General features: G+C 39.1%; 19 protein-coding genes and 1 pseudogene. 12 read left to right on the top strand and 8 right to left on the bottom strand.

Translation table 11 applies throughout. The annotated features are described in order from the left end of the window. Positions 1–27 precede the first annotated feature (27 nt). The 3 genes from DS737_RS03635 (at position 28) to DS737_RS15975 (ending at position 4752) form a co-directional block, all read left to right on the top strand. Positions 28–2925 carry a valine--tRNA ligase gene (locus DS737_RS03635; protein ID WP_113996792.1) on the top strand — a complete coding sequence of 966 codons (2898 nt, stop codon included), beginning with the start codon at positions 28–30 and terminating at the stop codon, positions 2923–2925. A 79-nt stretch (positions 2926–3004) separates the two neighbouring features. Next, positions 3005–4255, top strand: a complete 1251-nt coding sequence (locus DS737_RS03630) for an AAA family ATPase (RefSeq protein ID WP_113996791.1) — start codon at positions 3005–3007, stop codon at positions 4253–4255. Between the two features lie 5 nt (positions 4256–4260). After that, a complete protein-coding gene (locus DS737_RS15975) occupies positions 4261–4752 on the top strand; it encodes a hypothetical protein (protein ID WP_162784519.1) in 492 nt (163 codons plus the stop codon). Positions 4753–4863: 111 nt separating this feature from the next. On the opposite strand, the pseudogene DS737_RS03620 reads toward DS737_RS15975, so the two are convergent. From DS737_RS03620 to DS737_RS03610, 3 genes and pseudogenes are all read right to left on the bottom strand, one after another. Beyond that, a pseudogene (locus tag DS737_RS03620) lies at positions 4864–5118 on the bottom strand (endonuclease domain-containing protein); the annotation flags it as partial. 124 nt (positions 5119–5242) lie between these two features. Beyond that, complete coding sequence (locus DS737_RS03615; protein ID WP_113996789.1) at positions 5243–6283, bottom strand: coiled-coil domain-containing protein; 1041 nt, start codon at positions 6281–6283, stop codon at positions 5243–5245. A gap of 122 nt (positions 6284–6405) precedes the next feature. Beyond that, positions 6406–7311, bottom strand: a complete 906-nt coding sequence (locus tag DS737_RS03610) for an AEC family transporter (RefSeq protein WP_113996788.1) — start codon at positions 7309–7311, stop codon at positions 6406–6408. Positions 7312–7718: 407 nt separating this feature from the next. Here DS737_RS03610 and DS737_RS03605 point away from each other — a divergent pair, with 407 nt between their 5' ends. The 6 genes from DS737_RS03605 (at position 7719) to DS737_RS03580 (ending at position 13533) form a co-directional block, all read left to right on the top strand. Further along, positions 7719–8903 carry an ammonium transporter gene (locus DS737_RS03605; RefSeq protein WP_005089390.1) on the top strand — a complete coding sequence of 395 codons (1185 nt, stop codon included), beginning with the start codon at positions 7719–7721 and terminating at the stop codon, positions 8901–8903. Positions 8904–9355: 452 nt separating this feature from the next. Next, positions 9356–10300, top strand: coding sequence for a transporter substrate-binding domain-containing protein (locus tag DS737_RS03600; RefSeq protein WP_113996787.1), 945 nt, complete (start codon positions 9356–9358; stop codon positions 10298–10300). Positions 10301–10378: 78 nt separating this feature from the next. Further along, positions 10379–11122: an amino acid ABC transporter permease gene (locus DS737_RS03595; protein ID WP_113996786.1), complete on the top strand. Its 744-nt coding sequence runs from the start codon at positions 10379–10381 to the stop codon at positions 11120–11122. Position 11123: 1 nt separating this feature from the next. Continuing rightward, positions 11124–11807, top strand: coding sequence for an ABC transporter permease subunit (locus DS737_RS03590; RefSeq protein ID WP_004640466.1), 684 nt, complete (start codon positions 11124–11126; stop codon positions 11805–11807). Positions 11808–11821: 14 nt separating this feature from the next. Further along, positions 11822–12547, top strand: a complete 726-nt coding sequence (locus tag DS737_RS03585; RefSeq protein ID WP_171055809.1) for an amino acid ABC transporter ATP-binding protein — start codon at positions 11822–11824, stop codon at positions 12545–12547. Between the two features lie 173 nt (positions 12548–12720). Beyond that, positions 12721–13533 (top strand): BUD32 family EKC/KEOPS complex subunit, encoded by an 813-nt coding sequence (locus tag DS737_RS03580; RefSeq protein WP_113996785.1) that lies wholly within the window; start codon positions 12721–12723, stop codon positions 13531–13533. Between the two features lie 22 nt (positions 13534–13555). Here the strand turns inward: DS737_RS03580 and DS737_RS03575 are convergent, their stop codons facing one another. From DS737_RS03575 to DS737_RS03555, 5 genes are all read right to left on the bottom strand, one after another. Further along, positions 13556–14896, bottom strand: a complete 1341-nt coding sequence (locus DS737_RS03575) for a sensor histidine kinase (protein WP_113996784.1) — start codon at positions 14894–14896, stop codon at positions 13556–13558. A 2-nt stretch (positions 14897–14898) separates the two neighbouring features. Beyond that, positions 14899–15576, bottom strand: a complete 678-nt coding sequence (locus DS737_RS03570) for a DNA-binding response regulator PmrA (RefSeq protein ID WP_005089378.1) — start codon at positions 15574–15576, stop codon at positions 14899–14901. A gap of 14 nt (positions 15577–15590) precedes the next feature. Next, positions 15591–17231, bottom strand: a complete 1641-nt coding sequence (locus DS737_RS03565) for a phosphoethanolamine transferase (RefSeq protein ID WP_113996783.1) — start codon at positions 17229–17231, stop codon at positions 15591–15593. 169 nt (positions 17232–17400) lie between these two features. Continuing rightward, on the bottom strand, positions 17401–18663 hold the full coding sequence (locus DS737_RS03560; protein ID WP_113996782.1) for a DcaP family trimeric outer membrane transporter: 1263 nt from the start codon (positions 18661–18663) through the stop codon (positions 17401–17403). A 524-nt stretch (positions 18664–19187) separates the two neighbouring features. After that, positions 19188–20438, bottom strand: a complete 1251-nt coding sequence (locus tag DS737_RS03555; RefSeq protein WP_109441849.1) for an MFS transporter — start codon at positions 20436–20438, stop codon at positions 19188–19190. 145 nt (positions 20439–20583) lie between these two features. Between DS737_RS03555 and DS737_RS03550 the strand changes: the two genes are divergently transcribed. The 3 genes from DS737_RS03550 to DS737_RS03540 all read left to right on the top strand — a co-directional run bounded on the left by DS737_RS03550 (position 20584) and on the right by DS737_RS03540 (position 22783). Then, positions 20584–21210, top strand: a complete 627-nt coding sequence (locus DS737_RS03550; protein WP_004640488.1) for a lysophospholipid acyltransferase family protein — start codon at positions 20584–20586, stop codon at positions 21208–21210. A gap of 62 nt (positions 21211–21272) precedes the next feature. Continuing rightward, entirely contained in the window at positions 21273–22190 is a 918-nt protein-coding gene (locus tag DS737_RS03545) for a patatin-like phospholipase family protein (protein WP_005089351.1), read from the top strand. A 131-nt stretch (positions 22191–22321) separates the two neighbouring features. Then, positions 22322–22783 (top strand): NfeD family protein, encoded by a 462-nt coding sequence (locus DS737_RS03540; RefSeq protein ID WP_004640493.1) that lies wholly within the window; start codon positions 22322–22324, stop codon positions 22781–22783. Positions 22784–22792 lie beyond the last annotated feature (9 nt).

The raw sequence follows: 22792 nt of genomic DNA, 5'->3' as shown, positions 1-22792 counted from the left end.
TTTTATTCATTTTTGATCTTCTGTACTATGACTGACGCTCAATCTGCTCAAAATATCGCAACGACTTACGATCCAACTGAGATCGAGAAAAAATGGTATCAAATCTGGGAACAACAGGGTTATTTCAAACCATCAGGTCAAGGTGAATCATTCTGTATCATGATTCCACCACCAAACGTCACGGGTAGCTTGCACATGGGTCATGGCTTTAACAATGCCATTATGGATGCCCTCACCCGTTACAACCGTATGATGGGTAAAAATACCTTATGGCAACCAGGAACTGACCATGCAGGGATTGCAACGCAGATGGTCGTCGAGCGTCAACTTGGGCTACAGGGGATTAACCGTCATGACTTAGGTCGTGAAAAGTTCATCGACAAAGTTTGGGAATGGAAAGAACAATCAGGCGGAACAATTACACGTCAAATCCGTCGTTTAGGCTCATCAGTCGACTGGTCACGTGAACGCTTCACGATGGATGAAGGTTTATCCAATGCGGTGAAAGAAGTGTTTGTTAAACTTCACGAAGATGGTTTGATCTATCGTGGTAAGCGTTTGGTGAACTGGGATCCAAAACTACAAACTGCCCTTTCTGATCTTGAAGTTGAAAGCAAAGAAGAAAAAGGCTCGTTGTGGCACTTCAAATATTTCTTTGAAGACAAATCGCTTAAAACCAAAGATGGCAATGACTACCTTGTGGTTGCAACGACACGTCCTGAAACATTATTGGGCGATACTGCCGTTGCAGTACATCCTGAAGATGAACGCTATGCACACCTTATCGGTAAAAACATTGTTCTACCGATCACAGGTCGTTTAGTCCCAGTTGTTGCAGATGAATACGTTGAAAAAGACTTCGGTACAGGCTGTGTAAAAATCACGCCTGCGCATGACTTCAATGACTATGAAGTAGGTAAACGTTGTGGTCTAGCGATTATCAATATCTTCAACAAAAATGCAGAAGTTTTGGCCGAGTTTGAATACATCGCTAAAGCCGGTGAGCAAATTTCACAATTGCTTCCTGCACCTGCTGACTATATCGGTTTAGAGCGTTTTGCAGCACGTAAGAAATTGGTTGAACAAGCGGAAGCTGAAGGCTGGTTAGATCAAATCCAACCTTATGACTTAAAAGCACCACGCGGTGACCGTTCAGGTGTGATCGTTGAACCATTATTGACAGACCAATGGTATGTGAAAATTGCGCCACTTGCTGAGCCTGCAATTGAAGCGGTTCAAGATGGTCGTATCAAGTTTGTTCCTGAGCAATACACCAACATGTATATGTCTTGGATGCGTGATATTCAAGATTGGTGTATCTCTCGTCAACTCTGGTGGGGTCACCGTATCCCTGCTTGGTATGATGCAGAAGGCAACATTTACGTGGGTCGCAACGAAGAAGAAGTTCGTAGCAAGAACAACATCGCTGCTGACGTAGAACTTAAACAAGACGAAGACGTTTTGGACACATGGTTCTCATCTGCGCTGTGGACATTCTCAACATTGGGTTGGACTGGCGACGCACAAAAAGATGCAGCGAATGATTTCCTTAAAACCTTCCACCCAACAGATGTGTTGGTGACTGGTTTTGACATTATCTTCTTCTGGGTTGCGCGCATGATCATGATGACCATGCACTTCATGAAGAATGAAGATGGTTCACCACAAGTTCCATTCAAGACGGTTTACGTTCACGGCTTAGTACGTGATGGTGAAGGTCAGAAAATGTCGAAATCTAAGGGTAACGTCCTTGATCCATTAGATTTGATCGACGGTATTGATTTAGAAAGCCTCGTTGCGAAACGCACCACGGGCTTAATGAATCCGAAAGATGCTGCGAAGATTGAGAAATCAACGCGTAAAGAATTCCCAGACGGCATCAATGCTTATGGCACAGATGCAGTACGTTTCACCTTCTGTGCGCTTGCAAATACAGGTCGTGACATCAAGTTCGACTTAAAACGTGTTGAAGGCTACCGTAACTTCTGTAACAAGATTTGGAACGCAACTCGTTTCGTTCTGATGAATGTTGAAGGTCAAACTGTTGGTCAAGAAGCACGTCCTGATCTTTGGGAACTTCCAGAACAGTGGATCATCAGCCGTTTGCAAAAAGCAGAAGCTGCGGTACATCAAGCATTTGCAACATATCGTTTAGACCTTGCAGCACAAGCGATCTATGATTTTATTTGGAATGAATACTGTGACTGGTACGTAGAGTTAACCAAGCCTGTTCTGAATGATGCGAATGTATCTGAAGAGCGTAAAGCTGAAGTTCGTCGTGTATTGCTTGCCGTGATGGAATCTTCACTACGTTTAGCACATCCACTCATGCCGTATTTGACAGAAGAAATCTGGCAAACCCTTGCGCCGATGTTAGGCAAAGGTGGTGCAACGATTATGACTGCACAATACCCTGTTCCTGAACAAGCGAAGATCAATGATCAAGCTGAAGCAGATATGCAATGGTTACAAGGTTTGATCGGTGCAGTACGTAATATTCGTGGTGAAATGGGCTTAGGTAATGCGCGTTTATTGCCTGTATTGCTCAAGAACATTTCTGATGCAGAACGCGAGCAAATCATTCGTATCGAAGCTTTGTTCAAAGCACTCGCAAAAGTTGAAAGCATTGAGTTCTTGACCAATGAGCAAGAGCCACCTCTTTCATGCTCTAGCGTTGTAAGCCATGCATCTGTATTTGTACCGATGAAAGGCTTGATTGATCCTAAAGCTGAATTGGGTCGTTTGCAGAAGGACTTGGATAAGGTTCAAAAGCAACATGATCAAATTGCCAATAAACTTTCTAACGAAGGTTTTGTCGCTAAAGCACCAGCAGCAGTAGTTGAAGGTGAAAAGGTTAAATTGGCTGAGTTTGCTGATCAGTTAAGTAAAATTAAAGCAAGTATGGAGCAGATTGCTGCGCTTTAATTTGTAATAATAAATCTATAGACTATAACTCTCTTTCCGTTTAGATTGGCGTTATAGTCTTCTTACATATAAAGGTTATATGGAAACTTTAGTTGTAAAAAACTTCTTAGTTATCAAAGAAGCAAATCTTGATGTTAAAAAAATTAACATTATCATTGGCTCTCAAGGTACTGGGAAGAGTGTACTTGCAAAAACTCTATATTTAGTTAAAAACTTAGAAAATCTAATTAGATCTCATCTACTTAAAGGGGCTGATTTTGAAATCTTAAATAGAGAAGTAAAAAGCAAATTTATTTCTATTTTTCCTGAATATGCTTGGAAATCTCAGAGTTTTGAAATCATTTATAAAATACATAATGTTTCTATTATCATAAAGAATGATAATGGGTTGGAATTTACTTTTTCCAAAAATTTAATCGACGATTACAAGAAAATAACCGAACAATTTAATATTATTAAAGAAAGTATTGATAAAGAGTATATAAAACAAAATGATGATGATGATGAGGTTTTAAACATCTTACCCAAGAACTTCATATATCGCAGGCATATTGGCAAGTTACTTAATGATTCTAATTTTTTACATTTAATGCCTACTAGTCATTTTATACCCGCTTCACGCGCATTTTTTTCATTATTCTACGAAAATTTATTTTCTATATTAAGTTCTGCTAGCAATTTAGACCCCTTTTTAATGGAATTTGGAAAATTATATGAAAGCTTTAGGTCAATGTATAATCGACATTTAGATGCTATTCAAGATTCATTTCCTCTTGAGTTCTCAAAACAAATATTAAATGGGGATATTGTCTTAAAGGAAGAAAAATGTTTTATTGTTAATGAGAACCAATCAATTGAACTTATTCAGGCATCTTCAGGACAACAAGAAGCTCTCCCGATGCTACAAACATTAGCTGTTTTAAGTATTTTTAGCAGAAATACCTTCACTTTTATTGAAGAACCAGAAGCTCACCTTTTTCCTACATCCCAAGCAAATATAATGAAACTTTTATCCTTTCTAAACAATAAAGGACAAAATTTCTTTATCACAACACATAGCCCATATATATTAAGTGAACTTAACAATTATCTATATGCTCAAGATCTCATAAAAAGAGAGTTATTATCTTTAGAAGATTTTGATAAAATTCTACCATCTACTTCTCCTATAGATATTAACAATATATCTGCATATAAAATTGAAAATGGTATTTTAACTTCCATAATAGATGAAGAGTTTTCAATTATAGATTCTGATGAACTAGATAAAGCTTCTAGTCATGCATCTGATATTTATAATCAATTATTAGAATTTGAAACTGAAGATTAATTTTTATGTCTACTTACGAATCTTGTTCATGTAAAAAAATTTTCTCTCAAAAAGAGAATAAATCCTCATACTCACTTCATAATAAAAACTATTACATTTGTGAGGTAAAAATTGATGGCGGCCTTATCAATACAGGAAATAGATGTGATTGGCTATATAAGATATATGAGCATTCATGCAAAAGTCGAGAGACTAATCCTATGTCAGCCTGCCCTACACACAATACCTGTAATACTCAGCAGTTAACTTTAAAAGAAACTATTTTTATTGAATTAAAAGGTGAGGACTTAGATAAAGCTGTTCTTCAAATAGAAGCTACTCATAAATATCTTAAGCAAAATCATCCTGATTATTTGTGTAACAATAAAAGAGCATACGCGGTAACAACTCGTTGTCCTAGCAAAACCTCTGAACTTGATAAGATCAAACGAAATCTTAAAAAAACCACTGGGATAACTCTTGATAGGCTAAAACCCACTTCCAATATAACTATCTGATTTCGTTATTAAATGTTTCTTTCATTTTAATCGAAAGAAACATTTTTTTATCTAATACTAAAATGTATAAAACCATCATGATATAAATATTTAGAAAATTTCCATTTTAACCTCTAAAAATTTAGTTCGTTCAGCGTCATATTCTTTTCCATCATTAGTCCCGTGCTGACTACCATCTAACTCAATGACCAAACCTAAATCATGACAGTAAAAATCTACAATATATGGTGCAATCACATGCTGACGGCGGAATTTCAAATTCATAAATCGTTTAGCACGAAGCAATTGCCACATCAGATTTTCGGCATCTGTCGCATTACTCCGCATGGTTTTGGCGAATTCTAATAATTGTGGGTCTAGTTTCATTTATTATTTTACCTCTCCCTAGCCCTCTCCTAAAAGGAGAGGGAACGTTCATTATAAATTTATGCAGGTACATAATCACTTGTAACTCCCTCTCCCTATGGGAGAGGGTTGGGGTGAGGGAAAATCAAAGCACCCCATGCCCCAACAACATCTCCACCCCACTTACCCTTTTCGTATGCTTTAAACGTTCCTTTTCCCATTTCATTTGCTGCTTTAACTCAGCACGATCCGCATCTATCGCTTTATACACATCGCTAATATGCAGATGCTCAGCTTTGACTTTCTTCGCTAACTGAAAAGAATCCAAAATTTCTTCTATTTGACTTTCAAGCTGCTGACTTTGTGCATCCAACGCCAGTTTATAAAACTTCACTTGCTCGGTACTAAGCTCTTTAGTTCCTACACCTTTATTCTGTTCAAGCTGTAATTGAAGTTTGAGCAAATAAAATAAATCCTGCTGTTCATATGCCTGACTCGACTGTTGAAACAATTCGGTTTTTTCTGCTTTCTTAGTTTCATCTTGCTCACGGTCAGGATGAATCATCGCAGCAATTTTTAAATACACCGTTTTAAGTGACTGTGCTGCCAGTTGCTCAGCTTGTTCACGTTTCTGTTGTTGGCGTAACTGTTTGGCTTTTTCTCTTGCCTGTTGCTGATCCGCCGCATATTGCTCAAAGTCGTCTTCTAGTTCGCTTGCTTGTTCTACATGTTGTTCGATGCTCTGTTCAGATGATGCTTGATACTCAAACTTTTTAGACTGTGCTTTTTTAGGCTTTTTAACAGATTGTTGTACGTGTTGCTGATAAAAGGTATCGATCTGCTTCACAAGATTGAGTTGTTCTTCATCCAACATTTGTGAGCGTTTCAACATACGGGCAAGTTGTGCGATTTTCTCATCGAGTTGTTGTAAGTCGGTTTTGGAAAATGTATGCGATTGCAACATTTGCCAAAGTTGCTCTAATTGTAGAAACAATACCTCATGTAGTTCACGGTAGACTGGCATTAACTTTTGTCGGGTATGTTGTTGAATCTCGTCTTGCGCATTTTTCCATGTCGCAAGACTGATTTTTTGCTGTTCAATTTGAGCAATCAAACGATTCAGTTTTTTCTGCTGTGCAGATGGTTCTGACCTTTGTTTGAAACTAACTTTGAGATCAAAGGACATGTTCATCTACCTGAAAAAGAAGAATTGAATAATAAGACAAATAAGGAATTAACTCTTTATAAGTATAGAATAATAATCCTTATGTTTAAGCATGAAGAGTAACTTGCCGCTCGATGTATAGCTCAAGATACCCACCAAATCACGATTGGCAGGGTCACAGCCGCACATAAAGTTTGAAAGCTAATCACCGCAGCCATCAATTGACTATCCCCGCCCAAGACCTTCGTTAAAATATAAGCAGCGGATGCCGTTGGCAAAGCAAAAAACACCACTAAAATTTGAGTTTGTAAGCTTGGCAAACCTAACCATGTACAGACCAAAAATGCCAAAGCTGGTACTGCTAAAAGTCGAGCAAATGTATCCGCAACTAACACCACAATATCTTTTTTCATCTGCATAAACTGTAAAGCCGCGCCAACACATAACAAACCCAGTGGCAAACTTGATGCTGAAAACAGCTTGATCAAACCAGAAAGACCATCCCAAATCGGAATATTTAAAACGTTAACCACTCCACCCACAATACAAGAAACAATCAACGGATTCTTGAGTAACGCAATTAAAACAGGTTTAACCGCCATCTGCTCTTTAGAGGTTAAAGCCAGCACTGAAATCACATTGACCAATGGAATACACAGCGCCAGTAAAATCACCAAAATCGCCATTCCTTCTTTTTGGAATAAAGAAGCAACCAACGCTAAACCAATGTAAGTATTGAAACGAACCAAACTCTGGACATGTACACCAAAACGAGCAGGTTGAATATTCCAAAACATTCGCAATACATACATAAAAGCCGTCACGAGCAGCACGACAAAGAACATAGCGAATATCGCTGTACTCAGACTTTGAAAGTCCACCTTTGTGGTCGATAAGGTATTGAATAATAAAGCAGGAAATAAAATATAGTAATTTAGCTTTTCTGCACCTGCCCAAAAATCTTGACTCAGGAAATGATATTTTTTAAATAGATATCCTGATGCAATCAATGCCACCAAAGGAAACAGGGCCAGAATAATACTATTCATTACTTTACTCAGCTTTTAATGTTGCAATGCTTGGATATTTCAAAAATCAACTTATTGGTATTGATTAAAGATGATTTACAGTTTGTTTTAAACCCGTTATTACACTTAAGTACGATATGAACTTTATAAATTAGAAGCATCTAGCTCTGTCACACCATAATGCATGCTCATTTTCCAGTTAATATCAAATAATGGCTTAAGGTTCTACCCAAAAGCCAAAATGCACTACTTTTCATCAAAAATAAAATATTACCTCTAAATTGGTGCGTTTTTTGCATATCTCAGTGCATCAAAATGAGCTTTTTATAGATCGCTCTAGTTTTTAGATGAATTAAATCCATTTTGGTGCAAAAAATGATCGTTTTATTTGCACCAAAATTGGGTTTAGCACTTATATCGAGCATGTTATGCAAAACGTAGATATCTTTTTTCTATTACTTGGTGCTGTACTCGTCCTCTCTATGCACGCTGGATTTGCTTTCCTCGAACTAGGAACAGTACGCCATAAGAACCAAGTCAATGCACTTAGTAAAATCCTGACCGACTTCTGTATCTCTGCAATTGCCTACTTCTTTGTCGGCTACTGGATCGCTTATGGTCAAAACTTCCTCGTGACTGGCGAATTGCTATCTGCCAATCATGGCTATGATCTCATGCGTTGCTTCTTCTTACTTACCTTTGCAGCGGCAATTCCAGCGATTGTTTCAGGTGGTATCGCAGAACGCGCGAAGATGCGCTCACAAGCATTGGCCACTTTATTATTGGTCGCACTGATCTACCCATTTTTTGAAGGTATGATTTGGAATGGCAATTATGGTGTACAAACATGGTTGGAAAATCAGTTTGGTGCCCCGTTCCATGATTTTGCTGGCTCAGTCGTCGTCCATGCGATGGGTGGCTGGATCGCACTTGCAGCAGTCTTGTTATTGGGTGCACGAAATGGTCGCTATAAAGATGGACGCGTGAGTGCTCATCCACCATCATCTATTCCCTTCCTTGCTTTGGGTTCATGGATTTTGATCGTGGGTTGGTTTGGCTTTAATGTAATGAGCGCGCAACGTGTTGAGGCCATCTCAGGACTCGTCGCCATTAACTCACTCATGGCTATGGCGGGTGGTACATTAGCAGCCAATTTCATGGGTAAAAATGACCCAGGTTTCTTACATAATGGCCCGTTGGCAGGACTTGTGGCAATCTGTGCAGGCTCCGATATTGTGCATCCAATTGGTGCATTAGTGATTGGTGCAAGTGCAGGAGCGATTTTTGTGTACTTCTTCACTTATACTCAAAATAAACTCAAAGTCGATGATGTACTTGGTGTTTGGCCTTTACATGGTATTTGCGGTGCATTCGGCGCCATCGTTGCAGGTATTTTTGGTCAACAAGCACTTGGCGGTTTAGGTGGTGTATCTTTTATTTCACAATTAATCGGTACAGGATTGGGTATCAGTGTGGCTTTAATCGGCGGTTTCATCGTCTATGGTCTATTGAAGCTCACTATAGGTATTCGCTTATCTCAAGAAGAAGAATTCCGTGGTGCAGATCTATCTGTTCATAAAATTTCAGCGAACTCAGAGCAATCAATGTTCTAATTTTTCAATTATTTAAAGCGGCAATCTAGCCGCTTTTTTTTCGACGATGATACGGATTTAAAGAATTACCGATCAATCACGGTACTTATTTTAATCTTTGACGACATATAACATCTAGAACGAAACCTAGTTCTAATGTCATCTATGGTTTTACATCCTAAAATTTACGCTGAAATTTATCCTCGCTAAAAATACAAGTTGTGGCATGTATTATGCTTTCTTTTTCCTGCAATTTTTACTGTAATTCGTTCGTTATTAAATTGCGTGATTGATCCATAGTTACGTTTAACAAAACCGTAAAAAATATCGCTTGAGCAACCGTATTGAAGTCTATTAATATGAAAACTAATGTATTTTTATACATGAAAAAAGATATTATTTTTCATAAAAACTGACCGCTCAATAGTAACAATTACGAATGCGTCCATAACGATACAAAAGGAGTTTTGTACATGACACCTAAACACACCATGACCTCTTTGCTTTGCGCAAGCGCTTTAATGTTCGGCCTAAGTGCCTGTAGTGATAATAAAGCCCCAGCCGCAGGTGATAAAGCAACTGAAGGTGATGTCTCTACCTCAGGTACCTTAAATAAAATCAAGAGCTCTGGCACGATCGTGCTAGGTTATCGCGATTCTTCTATTCCATTTTCTTATATTGCTGGCAATCCAAATCAGCCTGAAGGATATGCCCATGATCTACAACTGAAAGTGGTTGAGGCTGTTAAGCAAAAACTAAATATGCCTGACCTGAAAATCCGTTATAACCTCGTCACCAGCCAAAACCGTATTCCCCTCGTATCAAACGGTACCGTAGATCTGGAATGTGGTTCCACCACCAATAATAAAGAACGCCAACAACAAGTTGATTTCTCAGTGGGTTTCTTTGAAGTTGGTTCACGACTGTTAACAGCCAAAGATTCTGGAATTAAAGATTTTGCCGACCTCAAAGGCAAAAAACTGGTGACCACCGCAGGTACGACTTCAGAACGCTACATCCGTCAACATCAACAAGAGTTAGGCATTGGTGAAATCATTTCAGCCAAAGATCATGCTGAATCATTCCTGATGTTACAAAATGGTCGTGCGGTTGCGTTCATGATGGATGACATTTTACTTGCAGGTGAAAAATCAAAAGCCAAAGATCCGAATAAATGGGACATTGTGGGCACTGCACCTATCCAAGAAATTTATGGCTGTATGTTGCGCAAAGGTGATACCGGATTTAAACAAGTGGTCGATGATGCCATTAAAGCCACCTATGCTTCAGGTGAAATTAACCAAATGTACGAAAAATGGTTCCAACAACCAATTCCACCTAAAAATATTAACCTGAACTTTGCTATGTCTGATCAACTTAAAGCGTTAATCAGCAATCCGCATGATCGGGATCAATAACCCAATCACTTATATCGAAAATATTATTGCGGAACCGGGGAACAATGGATGTTCTCCCGCTTCTTCTCAGGAGTTATTATGACTTATAGCTGGAACTGGGGAGTTTTGTGGCAATCAACGGGTGTGGGCGATACCACTTACTTAAACTGGGTTGTAACGGGTCTAGGATGGCTGGTGGTTATTGCTGTGGTAGCGTGGACGATTGCCATGCTTCTCGGCAGTATCCTTGGCATTATGCGTACACTTCCAAATAAAACAGCCAGAGCCATAGGCACCGCCTACGTCACGCTGTTTAGGAATGTACCTTTACTTATTCAGTTATTTATCTGGTTTTATGTGGTTCCAAACTTTCTCCCTGCGCCAATTAAAAACTGGTGGATGAGTGATCTTGGTGCCAATACCACCGCATTGATTTCTGCCAGTATCGGACTCGGACTATTTACCGCTGCACGTGTTTGTGAACAAGTAAGAACGGGCATTGAAGCCTTACCCCAAGGTCAAATCAATGCAGGCTATGCAATGGGCTTTTCTACGGCACAACTGTATCGCTATGTGATTCTGCCACAGTCTTTCCGTACAATTTTACCCCCATTGAGTTCAGAGTTAACGAACTGTGTAAAAAATACCTCTGTAGCTTCCCTTGTCGGGGTTGCGGAAATTATTTCACAGATGAAAACCATCAGTGAATACACGCAAAATACCATCGAAATTTACACCATTGTCACCATCATTTTTATCGTCATCAACATCTGCTTGATTTCTGTAATGAACCTACTGGAAAAACGTCTGCGTATTCCTGGTCTAATTTCAGGAGGTAAGTAGTATGGAATGGCTAACTTCTTTTCTGAATGATTTACAACAATCTGGCCCTGCCCTTTGGCACGGTTTCAGCATCACCATAAAAGTGGTCGTGATTGCCACAATTGGCGGTATTTTTATTGGTACGCTGCTTGCGCTAATGCGTTTATCTTCAATTAAAGTCTTGAACCTAATCGCACAAGCTTATGTGAACCTCTTTCGCTCCATTCCACTACTGCTGGTACTGATGTGGTTTTATTTTGCGGTACCGTTTATTTACACCTCTATCACAGGTAAATATCTGACCATTGATACTGCTTTAGTCTCTAGTATCGTGGCATTCATGTTATTTGAAGCTGCTTATTTTTCTGAAATTGTGCGTGCTGGTATCCAATCGATTCCAAAAGGTCAGGTTGCCGCAGCGGCCGCTCTCGGCATGAGTTATGGTCAGTCCATGCGTCTGATAATCTTGCCTCAGGCATTTCGAAAAATGACCCCGCTATTACTTCAACAAACTATTATTCTATTTCAGGATTCCACCATGGTATATGCCATTGGTTTGCTGGATTTTTTCAGAACAAACTATGTCCGTGGGGATCTAATGGGCTTACTCACCCAATATATTTTATTTGCAGGGTTGGTGTACTTTACCGTTAGTGCCATCGCAACATTTGCAGTGAAACGTTTACAAAGGAGGTTACGTGTATGAGTGACAATAAAGTAATGATAGACCTCCAAAATGTCAGTAAGTGGTATGAAAAATTTCAGGTACTGACCGATTGTTCTACTCAAATCCGCCAAGGTGAAGTGGTTGTCGTTTGCGGTCCATCAGGTTCAGGAAAATCGACATTGATTAAAACTGTAAATGGTCTTGAGCCATTTCAACAGGGTAAAATTTTTGTAGATGGTGTACCAATTCATGATTCCAAAACCGATATGACCAAATTACGCAGTCGAGTCGGAATGGTGTTTCAACACTTTGAATTATTTCCTCACCTCAGTATTACCGAAAATCTAACCATTGCTCAGATTAAAGTGTTAGGTCGTTCAGAAGCAGAAGCGAACAAGAAAGGTTTGGCTTATCTCGACCGCGTTGGACTAAGTGCACAAGCCAATAAATACCCTGCACAGCTTTCAGGTGGGCAACAACAACGTGTCGCGATTGCCCGTGCGTTGAGTATGGATCCGATTGCGATGTTGTTTGATGAACCTACATCTGCACTTGATCCTGAAATGATCAATGAAGTGCTTGACGTGATGGTTGGACTTGCCAAGGAAGGGATGACGATGATGTGTGTTACCCATGAAATGGGTTTTGCTCGTCAGGTCGCGAATCGTATTATTTTCATGGATCAAGGAAAAATTGTTGAGGATTGTTCCAAAGATGAGTTCTTTGGTACACCACGCGGCGAGCGTGCTCAGCAGTTTCTGGATAAAATTTTGCATTAAGTTCATCGCAAGCATAAAGCAGCCGACGTGGTTGCTTTATGCTGAAATATAAGCCATTAATTTTCTTTTCGCCATCACACATCGCTATATTTCAATTCCGTAATTAAGCCACAATATGATAAAGTGAGTCCTCATTGAAATGAGTATGATGACTTAGGAATAAATAGCTGCACATGGATGACTTTCAAAAATTCTTAGATACCACAGTTACGACTCAACAAGATTCAATCCAAGCATATGAATTAAGCACCGGTAAAGTATGGTTAAAGAAAGCATCTGAACGTCATGGCTTATGGTTATACACGCCCCTGAAATGGCTCGCCAAAATTTTCAATTTGGGTGCAATCATGCCTGTTCCAAATCAAGGTGGTAGCAAAGCAATCCAGTGTGAATTTAACCGCATTAATCAACTCAAACAACTTGGTATTTCTACGCCGAATATTTTAGCAATTTCTGACCAAGGTATATTACTAGAAGATATTGGCTCACAACGTAAAAGCCACGTTACTCAGCTTGATCAAACCTTAGGCGGTTATAAAGACTATCCTGAAGCAAGATTTTCTTTATTTACCCAAGCGATTCAAGCAATCTCAAATATACATCTACAAAATGGATATTTAAGTGAAGCCTTTGCTCGGAATATCTTGGTTGATCAAAAACAACAATTCACATTTATCGATTTTGAAACAGATCCACAAGATGTATTAAGTCTGCACGACTGCTTTGTTCGTGACTGGCTATTGTTTATATTTTCCACTGCCTATCATTTTGAATTTGAACAATTAAATGATGCAAGCCACATACTTTACCAAGCTTTAAGAGCTGAGCCACAAGTTTATAGTGATATCTGTAAAGTGGGTAAGCGCTTAAATTGGGTACTAAAATTAAATGTTAGCCGAGTCGGTAATGATGGAAAACGTATCCAAAAATGTGTTTTATTTTTACGCTATTTAAAAGAACAATCAGAAGTAAATACCAGCATTTAATTTATGTTTGATAGAACTGATACTAAGTATGTCGTTCAAGGGTTTTGGGAAGTCGAACAGTCACGGATAATCCACCCAAATCTTTACTTTGAGCCAAGGTTAAACTTCCCCCCAAACGTTGCGTAGCTTTATCAACAATGGACAATCCCAAGCCACTACCCACTTCCAAATGATGATGGACACGATAAAAACGTTTAAGAACCTCATCATACTTTTCAGGATCGATCCCTGTACCACTGTCTTCAATTTGAATACAGGCAAAATCTTTATCGTCGCTATATACAGAAATATTGATAATACCTTGATTGGGGGTGTATTTAATCGCGTTATCAATCAGATTAAATATAATCGAATGTACTGTGGATTCAAGGCTTTGCATCTCAACAATGTCATTGCGTTCAAATCCTAGATCAATTTCTTTTTGCATCGACAAACTAACCAGTTGCTCGATACAGTCCAATACAACATCATTTAAACGAAATTGGCTATGCGGCTCCACCAACATTAGGCCAACATCCTGCTTTGCTAAGGCCAATAATTGAGTGACCAAATGCTGAATACGGGCCAACCCCTTGCTTAAATTTTGTAAGGACTGTTGTTCTGGTAATTGGCTCATCAGAATTTTCGTCTGCAAATTTAATGCAGTCACAGGAGTTCTGAGTTCGTGTGCTGCATCTGCAATAAATTGTTTTTGTTCAGCTTGAGCATGCTGAATACGCGCAAATAGATGATTCATTTCTTCAATGGTCGGTATCAACTCTTGTGGATACTCACCGCTATCAATCGGAGCTAGGCCATCTGAATCACGCTGTGTTAACTCTTCTTTGAAATCATCCAAAGGTTTTAAACTTAAACTAATAATGAATGCGAGAATGATGATGGCAAATGGCAAAAGCAACACATAGGGAATAAACATACTCCCAGCCAATTCCCATGCAAAATTCTTACGCACACTTTCTTGCTGACTGACTTGAATTTGATAGTCTTTCGAAGGGATCGCATATACTCGCCATTTACCTTGAGGGGTTTCTTGGCTATAAAAACCTGCTTGTTGTACCGGCGGAATAAGCAAATGGGTATGATGTGATAAATGACTACGATCTTTATATGCCCAAATATCAACCAGCAAATCTTCCTCATGATAACTACGATGCAACTCAACTTTACTGGCGATCGTAGTCATCGGCTGCGTGACAGATCGTTCCGCCATATACTGCATTTGCGTGTCTAGAATCTCATCAACTTCATACAATGCAATTTTATAAGCAGTAAATACCAGCAGACATCCAAGCAAAAGACTGAAAAGTGAAGTACCCCAAATCAGTCTTTTTTTCAGTGAAAATTGCTTAGATATCTTTAGCATTATTAAGGTTGCCCTAGTCGATAGCCTAATCCACGAATTGTCCGAATAAAGTCTTTACCCAACTTTGCACGTAAATGATGAACATACACTTCGATTGTATTACTGGTGACTTCACTATCAAAATCATACAACTTATCTTCTAGATTTGCCTTTGAAAAAATCTTATTAGGATGTGTCACCATCGGAATCAGAATCGCCCATTCTCGGTTCGAGAGTTCGATTTGCTCCCCTTTAAACGTCGCTAAATGCTGTTCCACATCGAGAACAAGATCACCACTTTTAAGAAGTTGGGTATTACCCTTATTCTGATTCATGACAGTATTGCCACGGCGCAATAAAGCATGGATACGAGCCAGCAACTCATCAAACTCATAGGGCTTAATCAAATAATCATCCGCACCTTGATTTAAGCCATCGACGCGATTCTGAAGTTGATCACGCGCTGAGATAATCAACACGGGCATTGCCGTGCGTTGACGAATTTGTTTAAGGATTTGCATACCATCCATCAAAGGTAAACCCAAATCCAGTAACACCAAATCAAAAGCTTGCTTTCCGAGCAAAGCCAAACCATCTACACCATTATTGACCCATTCAACATCAAACTGATGGAACTGCAATAAAGTTATAGTTGACTCTGCAATCATAAAGTCATCTTCGATCATCAAGATCTTGGTCATAAGCTCATCTCACCTTATGGATGGGTACATGCAGTTAGCATATTGTTGTTTGAGTCAATCACTTTGGTTTTCACATCCAATAAACTCAGCATGGTTGGAAATAAGTTATCTTGACTCAGTTTTTTATCCTGTTGTTGTAACAAACAGTGCACTTGTTTTTCTGCCTGTTGCTGCCATGATTTAGAAAACCACATCAACATCGGAATATGGGTTTGTTGTGTTGGTGCGATTGCATAGGGCGCGCCATGTAAATACATACCATGTTCACCAGTGGACTCACCATGATCTGATAAATACCACATTGCACTTCGATATTGCGTTGTATTTTTTAATGTTTCTATTAATGCATCCAATATATGATCTGTATAGAGCACCGTATTGTCATAACTATTGATCAATTGATCATGATCACAACCTTGAATCGCATTGGTATCACACGTTGGTTTAAACTGACTGAATACTCTCGGTACACGTTCATAATACGCAGGGCCATGACTGCCAATTTGATGTAACACAACCAAGCGTGGACGCGTATCTTGTGCTGGAATTTTTTCTAGATAAACCTTTAAACTATCGACTAAAATTCCATCAAGACATTCATCATTCTTACACCATTTTTGTTGAAGCGTATCTGGTATTTTAAACTGTTCAACACGGTCACAGGTTCCTTTACAACCTGAATTATTATCAATCCACGTCACTTGATAACCCGCTCGCTTAGCGATATCCAATAACCCCTCACGATGACTGGCGAGTTGCTCATCATAATCCACTCTAGGCATGCCTGAAAACATACATGGCAAAGATACAGCCGTTGCTGTACCACAAGAGCTCACTTGGGAAAAATTGATGATCTCTTGCTGAGCAAGTTTGGGATTGGTATTTCTTGCATAACCATCTAAAGCGAAACTTTCAGCACGCGCAGTTTCACCAACCACTAACACCATTAATTTAGGTAAATTTTCTGTATTTTGATCGTGAATCTCTGCATCCAAACCATAACCAAGCAAAGGTAGATTTTGCTGTGGTGCTTTCTTTTTATAATAAGAAGCAGATGCTGCAAGCATATTTTGTGGCGATAGCATACGTTTTAAATCTCGATGCTCACGAAAAATTGCAGCAAAATCAACATAAAAAATAAATAATGTCCCAGCTACAAGCAACAAAGCCAGTCCTGAAGCCACAACTTTCTTTAAAATTTGACCCATGATCGGTTCAGATTTAATTTTCAGAAAAAGCATTGCGGTGAGAGGAAGAATAATCATTCCTATAACCCACAACAACAAACTCCATGACCATGTATCTCGAGCTTCTGCAAAATTAGTTTGCATGATATTTTGAATTTGGTCGGCAGTGATCAACACCCCTAAACTTGTTACCATATAAGAAGCCAACCCACCGATTACGATTAAAATCATCGCAATCAGTTTTGCATTCCACTTCCAACTCACCCACTGCAAGATAAAGTTATATACGGCGATCACGACCATAACAGAGGCGGCAACAAATAAATTCGCCTTTATCCCTGTATAGGGTGTGAGTGATCGAAGTCTTTCATAAAAGCTAATATTAAGGAATAATCCCAACCAAACTGCCAACAAAAGGTTAAAAGTCAGTAGAGAAATGGCTTTGATCTTGAGTTTTTGCAGCAGCATGAAAGTCACACTCTACCAATCGATTTTGGAGTGTTGAAACCTTACTGAAACAAACTTAAAAATGACTTAAAGATAAAAGACTCTAATTTGCTATAGAACCTCTTAAGGGTTTTATCAATAAAAAATCGAGGCTTAACCTCGATTTTTTATCCTTGCGTATAGGGATGTGTTAGAAGCTGTATTTCGCCATCAAACCAACACGATTATCTTTAAAAGACTTACCTTCAAATGTTTCGCGCTTACCATTGATATATTCAACCCCTAAATCAATTGGTTTCGCAGGCGTATAAATAAAGTTGATCCAAGCTTGTTGTACTTTCTCATTGGCTGTGACATTGGCTTTGGCATAGTCAGTACCATCATCAGCAAAATGAGCACCGTATGCTAATGTTGAACGCAAGTTAGGTAAGATTTTATAAGTTCCACCGACTTGTACAGCGATGACTTCATTCTGCTCAATATCATTATTTACGACAGTATAGGCTGTATTGCTGCCATATAGATAGCTATTATCTCCGACCACATAAGATGCATCAGCAAAAAGCTTCAATGGGTCAGCAACTTTAAAGTCAGTCCCTAGAGCAATACCCCAACCAGTTTTATCGTCGCCAGCCTTTTCTGATTTATAATTTTCAACTAAAGCACGTGCTGAAGCAGAACCTTTACCTTCTGCATAAGCTTGTGTCACTTTAGCTGTCAACACAGGTAATCTATACTTAATTTTATCATCAGTTGCTGAGCTATCACCTTCTTCTGCTGAAACGAACAACTGTGTGGTTGGACCTAGTTTATAGTTATAACGGACTTGCGGAAGACGCTTTGTACCACCACCAATGTTGGTAGAGAAGTCTATCATTTCAGGCGCATGGCTCGATAGAAAGTTTGATGTGGTTTGACCAAAGAGCCAGTTATTATAAGTTAAGTATGCATGACGAATACGTAATGCTTCATTGGTGCCTGCGAAGTCCACCTCAACTTTCCCTCCTACCTTGGCATCACCGACTGGCGTGGTAAAATCTAAACCAAGACGCGTTGTTTTAGCTGTGGCCCGTAATTTATCTTTCGCCTCACCTGTTGACTTACTTACAGCATTAAAATCATCATCTGCACCTTCGATAATGTAGTTGGCATCTCCTCGAACAAAACCATACAGATTTACGTCAGCTCCCGCTTTCGACTTTAAAGATGCTAATGGAGAAACAGGCGTGGTTACTTGAGGCTGGGTCTTAACTTCCGCTAATTGTACCTGCTGCTGCTGTTGTACCTGTCGTTGTTCTTGGACTAAAGCTTTTAATGCTTCAACTTCCTGACGAAGCTTTTGAATTTCTTCCTTGTCGGAAGCTGCCGCATGTGCTCCGCTCATCATCAAAGCCGTGACAGTTAGCGCTAAACCTTTAATTACAAATGATTTACTATTTAGTGATAATTGCATCGAAAACTCCTAATCTATATTTTATGTTGCCTATCCATGCGAAATTGATCCATATTTTTGCTAAGAACTAAAAGGATCAAACATTTTCCAATGTATTGAGGTGCATGAATTTGGTTACTACATCTAAAAAAATGATTTATATATAAAATAAAGTTGAAACTTGGATCGAAATAAGGTGAAACCATCTTTCCAATTTACCAAGATATTCTCTTTACTATATTTGGTAACAAATCCTACACAGCACCTTTATATTACAGAACGATTAAAAAAATATTTCATTATTCTTATTTAGACTTTAGGCTAATACCCACCTTCTTTCTCACTGTTTTTAGCTTCATTATTCACGTAATTCTAATAATGAAAAATATAAAACCCTCTTCATGTTTTATTCCATATTCACATAAATTTAGTATGATTGAATACATATTTAAATGGCGAAAGAATACACTTTCCAACTATGAAAAAGCATATGCAAAAATATTAAAATAATATTTAATTAATTTATTTCAACAACTTAACACAATTTAAGAGAATTTTTTATATTTCCACGAATAAATTGGTATTAATGTAAACATCCCAACAATCACAATAATCATCAAATAAAAGTAGTAACCTAATACATCCCCCAATATGCCGCTGATCATGTAGAGTGAACCACTTACTGTCGCCATAATCGAAACCTGAAAGGTAAAATCAGTCCCTGCAAATTGTTTACGACTGTAATGCATAATCAAAGTCAGCATCACCACCAGCAATAGAGCAGAACACGCATCTTCAAATGCATTGACTAGATATAGCCACAACGGACTAATCTGATAACCATGTTCATAGACAAAAGCCAAACAAACATACCCCAGCAGGCTCAGGATTTTTAACCAAGAAAATGCAATCAATGCAGTTGGTCTAGCAATATATTTCAGCAAGACACCTGCTATTCCTGCCCCAGCCAAAGCTGCGACTGCACCTAACATAGTGATATAAATTCCAATCTGTGAGAAGCTCAAGCCCATATCAACCATTAATGGTTTGAGTAAAGGCCCCGACAACCCATCCGCAATCTTGAAACTGACCAAAACCAATAGCCATGCTTTTAATTCTGAAGAAGATTTAAAATAATCCAGATATGCAGTAATCGTTTTAAATATAGAGTGAGCTGGCTGATCATGCGTAGTTTGCACTTTGGCATGAATCGGTTCTTGAAAGAAAAGAACGGGTAGCGTATTCAAAAAAACCAATAGCGCCAAAATCAAAAATGTTGCTTGCCAATGTAACCAATCCAAACACCACAACACAGCTCCACCGCCTACGATAAACCCAAGTCGTGAGCCAATCACTTGAATCGTATTCCCCCAGTGTTGTTGATCACTTTTTAGTAAATTCACTGCCAAGGCATCCGTGGCAATATCCTGCGTCGCCCCAGTCAGATTCATAAACAACAATAACCCAAAGAAAATCAACAAATAACTGGGTTGATCAAGTGCATGAATTGGGAAAAAAGAAAGAATAACCAAAATGGTCACGCTGCATAATTGCGTTGGAATAACCCAACTGCGGTATTGTCCCAACCTAGACAATGCAACTCGATCAACAAATGGCGCCCAAAAGATTTTAATTGCCCAAGGCAACATCAATAATCCAAAACCACCGATATGCGCCAAAGACACACCTTGTGCTCTTAAGATCACAGGTAAAGCATGCGTCATAAAGCCAACGGGTAGACCTTGCGCCCAATATAACGAAAATAGCAGGAGATAAACCTGTCGAATATTAGGCATACAAACGATTCCTGTAATCTGCAATCCACATATAGAAGTATCTATTCATTCCATTTTCAAGATCATAAAATCTTATTTTTTGCCAATGCAGTGTATCGTATGACCGCTTAACATAATAAGACGTTGTTATTTTAAATTTTTATTTATGCCACAACATTTTCCTGATTTACCGCCATTAGTGCCACAGCGTGGAAACTTTTATAGCCGAGAATTGTGTAAAAAACTCTTTTTAAGCCAAGGTTGGACGGTCGTCGGCGAAATTCCCAATCTTCCTAAAGCGGTAGCCATTATTTCACCGCACACTTCAAATATTGATGGTTGGTATGGTTTTCTGGCGATTGGTGGCTTGGGACTAAAAATAACAGTGCTTGGAAAAGATACGTTGTTTAAACCACCCTTCAAAGCTTTTCTCAACTGGGCTGGCTTGATCCCTGTACGTCGCGATAGCTCATACGGGCTGACAGAACAAGTTGTTGCAACCATACACCAACACGAACGGATTTGGGTCGGTATGGCACCTGAAGGAACGCGAAAAAAAGCCGAGAAAATGAAAAGCGGTTTTTATCATATTGCGCATGCAGCAGGTATTCCAATCGTCATGTTCGCCTTTGATTATGATCATAAGACGATCTACAGCTTAGGTGCTTTCACACCAACAGGACATTATCAGCAAGATCTAGAGCAGATCATGCAACACTATGTTGGCCATTTCTCACCTAAAAACCCCGAATGGCTTGCAGAGCCATTACAAAAACTAGTGAAAAAAGACTAGAAAAATAAGGGTAAATCTGATCTGATGTGCCCTTCCAATTGGTTAATTAATCTACATTCGATATGAATATTGCTCGACTTTCTTGTTTGGCGCTGGTCAGCTTCACTTTATTTGGCTGTGATCCCACTGCAAAGAAAACTGTTCCCACTCCGACGATGCAAGCACGTGAACCTGTGATTGCAATTGCCTTAGGCGGGGGCGGCGCAAAAGGCTTTGCTCATATTGGTGTGATCAAAGTATTAGAATCACATGGGATTAAGCCTAAAATCGTCACAGGTACAAGTGCAGGCAGCTTTGTCGGCAGTATTTATGCCAGCGGACAAACGCCTTATCAAATGCAAAATCTTGCTTTGAAACTCCAAGAATCAGATATCCGTGATTTGACCATAAATAGTCAAGGATTTATTCTGGGTCAAAAGCTGCAAAACTACGTCAACACTCAAATTGGAAATAAGCCAATTGAAAAATTTCCAATTCGTTTCGCAGCTGTGGCGACACGTTTAGATAATGGTAAAAAGGCTGAGTTCATTAAAGGAAATGCAGGGCAAGCAGTTCGAGCGTCGTGTAGTATTCCAAACGTATTTGTACCTACCGTTATTGGAAATACCAAATATGTCGATGGTGGACTGGTCAGCCCGATTCCAGTGAAAACAGCAAAAGATATGGGTGCTGATATCGTGATTGCAGTAGATATCTCTGCCCGACCAACAGCCGATCGACCTGTCAGCATGTGGGGATTACTTGATCAAACGCTAAATATTATGGGACAGCAAAGTATCAATGAGGAACTCAATCAAGCCTCGATTGTAATCCAGCCTAAAGTCGGACATCTGGGTGTACTTGATTTAAAATCCAGTCATCAAGCCATTCTTGAAGGTGAAAAAGCAGCTCAAGCGAAGATCGTTGCGATTCAAAATGCGATTACTGCATTTAAGAAATCACCAGCTGCATTAAAACCTGCCCCGACACCTAAATTCTAAAAAAAGGACATAGCAGCTATCGATATTTCAAATATCGACAGCTCCTGTATATTCATAGAGTTAATGATCTGCTAGAGTACAGGAGATGAATAAATTTTCATCTCCTGTATTTTTATAATGCGAGCAAATCTATGGAATTTGTAGTTGAGCCTTGGCACTGGTTTGTATTAGGGATTTTACTCATTCTTTCAGAGTTAATTATACCTGCGTTTGCCGCGCTATGGTTCGGCATAGCTGCCATCATGGTCTGCATTTTATTATGGCTCTTCCCAATGATGGGATTTCCAACTCAAGTCATTACTTGGGGTATTTTATCTATCTTATGCACACTTCTTTGGTTCAAATTTATCAAACCGTTATCTATCGACAAAACCAAGGCTGGTCTTTCTCGTGAAGCCACCATTGGTCAAGTAGGTATGGTGATTCAAACAGGCCTTGAGCATGAACAAATTCTGGTTCGTTTCTCATTGCCTGTATTGGGTTCTGATGAATGGCATTGTCGCTGTACAACACCAGTCAAAGTGGGTGATCGCGTTCGAGTAATTGATATTTTGGGCAATGATTTAGTCGTCCAACCACATTGCAATTCATAAACAAAAAGA

It is taken from the genome of Acinetobacter haemolyticus (assembly GCF_003323815.1).
Lineage (GTDB): Bacteria > Pseudomonadota > Gammaproteobacteria > Pseudomonadales > Moraxellaceae > Acinetobacter > Acinetobacter haemolyticus.
Note: the sequence above shows the minus strand (reverse complement) of the source record. Positions and strands in the feature narration are given on the sequence as shown.

Bases quoted from the DNA above. Each gene is read 5' to 3' on its own strand.
- DS737_RS03635 (WP_113996792.1), top strand. From the start codon at position 28: ATGACTGACGCTCAATCTGCTCAAAATATCGCAACGACTTACGATCCA.
- DS737_RS03630 (WP_113996791.1), top strand. From the start codon at position 3,005: ATGGAAACTTTAGTTGTAAAAAACTTCTTAGTTATCAAAGAAGCAAAT.
- DS737_RS15975 (WP_162784519.1), top strand. From the start codon at position 4,261: ATGTCTACTTACGAATCTTGTTCATGTAAAAAAATTTTCTCTCAAAAA.
- DS737_RS03615 (WP_113996789.1), bottom strand. From the start codon at position 6,283: ATGTCCTTTGATCTCAAAGTTAGTTTCAAACAAAGGTCAGAACCATCT.
- DS737_RS03610 (WP_113996788.1), bottom strand. From the start codon at position 7,311: ATGAATAGTATTATTCTGGCCCTGTTTCCTTTGGTGGCATTGATTGCA.
- DS737_RS03605 (WP_005089390.1), top strand. From the start codon at position 7,719: ATGCAAAACGTAGATATCTTTTTTCTATTACTTGGTGCTGTACTCGTC.
- DS737_RS03600 (WP_113996787.1), top strand. From the start codon at position 9,356: ATGACACCTAAACACACCATGACCTCTTTGCTTTGCGCAAGCGCTTTA.
- DS737_RS03595 (WP_113996786.1), top strand. From the start codon at position 10,379: ATGACTTATAGCTGGAACTGGGGAGTTTTGTGGCAATCAACGGGTGTG.
- DS737_RS03590 (WP_004640466.1), top strand. From the start codon at position 11,124: ATGGAATGGCTAACTTCTTTTCTGAATGATTTACAACAATCTGGCCCT.
- DS737_RS03585 (WP_171055809.1), top strand. From the start codon at position 11,822: ATGATAGACCTCCAAAATGTCAGTAAGTGGTATGAAAAATTTCAGGTA.
- DS737_RS03580 (WP_113996785.1), top strand. From the start codon at position 12,721: ATGGATGACTTTCAAAAATTCTTAGATACCACAGTTACGACTCAACAA.
- DS737_RS03575 (WP_113996784.1), bottom strand. From the start codon at position 14,896: ATGCTAAAGATATCTAAGCAATTTTCACTGAAAAAAAGACTGATTTGG.
- DS737_RS03570 (WP_005089378.1), bottom strand. From the start codon at position 15,576: ATGACCAAGATCTTGATGATCGAAGATGACTTTATGATTGCAGAGTCA.
- DS737_RS03565 (WP_113996783.1), bottom strand. From the start codon at position 17,231: ATGCTGCTGCAAAAACTCAAGATCAAAGCCATTTCTCTACTGACTTTT.
- DS737_RS03560 (WP_113996782.1), bottom strand. From the start codon at position 18,663: ATGCAATTATCACTAAATAGTAAATCATTTGTAATTAAAGGTTTAGCG.
- DS737_RS03555 (WP_109441849.1), bottom strand. From the start codon at position 20,438: ATGCCTAATATTCGACAGGTTTATCTCCTGCTATTTTCGTTATATTGG.
- DS737_RS03550 (WP_004640488.1), top strand. From the start codon at position 20,584: ATGCCACAACATTTTCCTGATTTACCGCCATTAGTGCCACAGCGTGGA.
- DS737_RS03545 (WP_005089351.1), top strand. From the start codon at position 21,273: ATGAATATTGCTCGACTTTCTTGTTTGGCGCTGGTCAGCTTCACTTTA.
- DS737_RS03540 (WP_004640493.1), top strand. From the start codon at position 22,322: ATGGAATTTGTAGTTGAGCCTTGGCACTGGTTTGTATTAGGGATTTTA.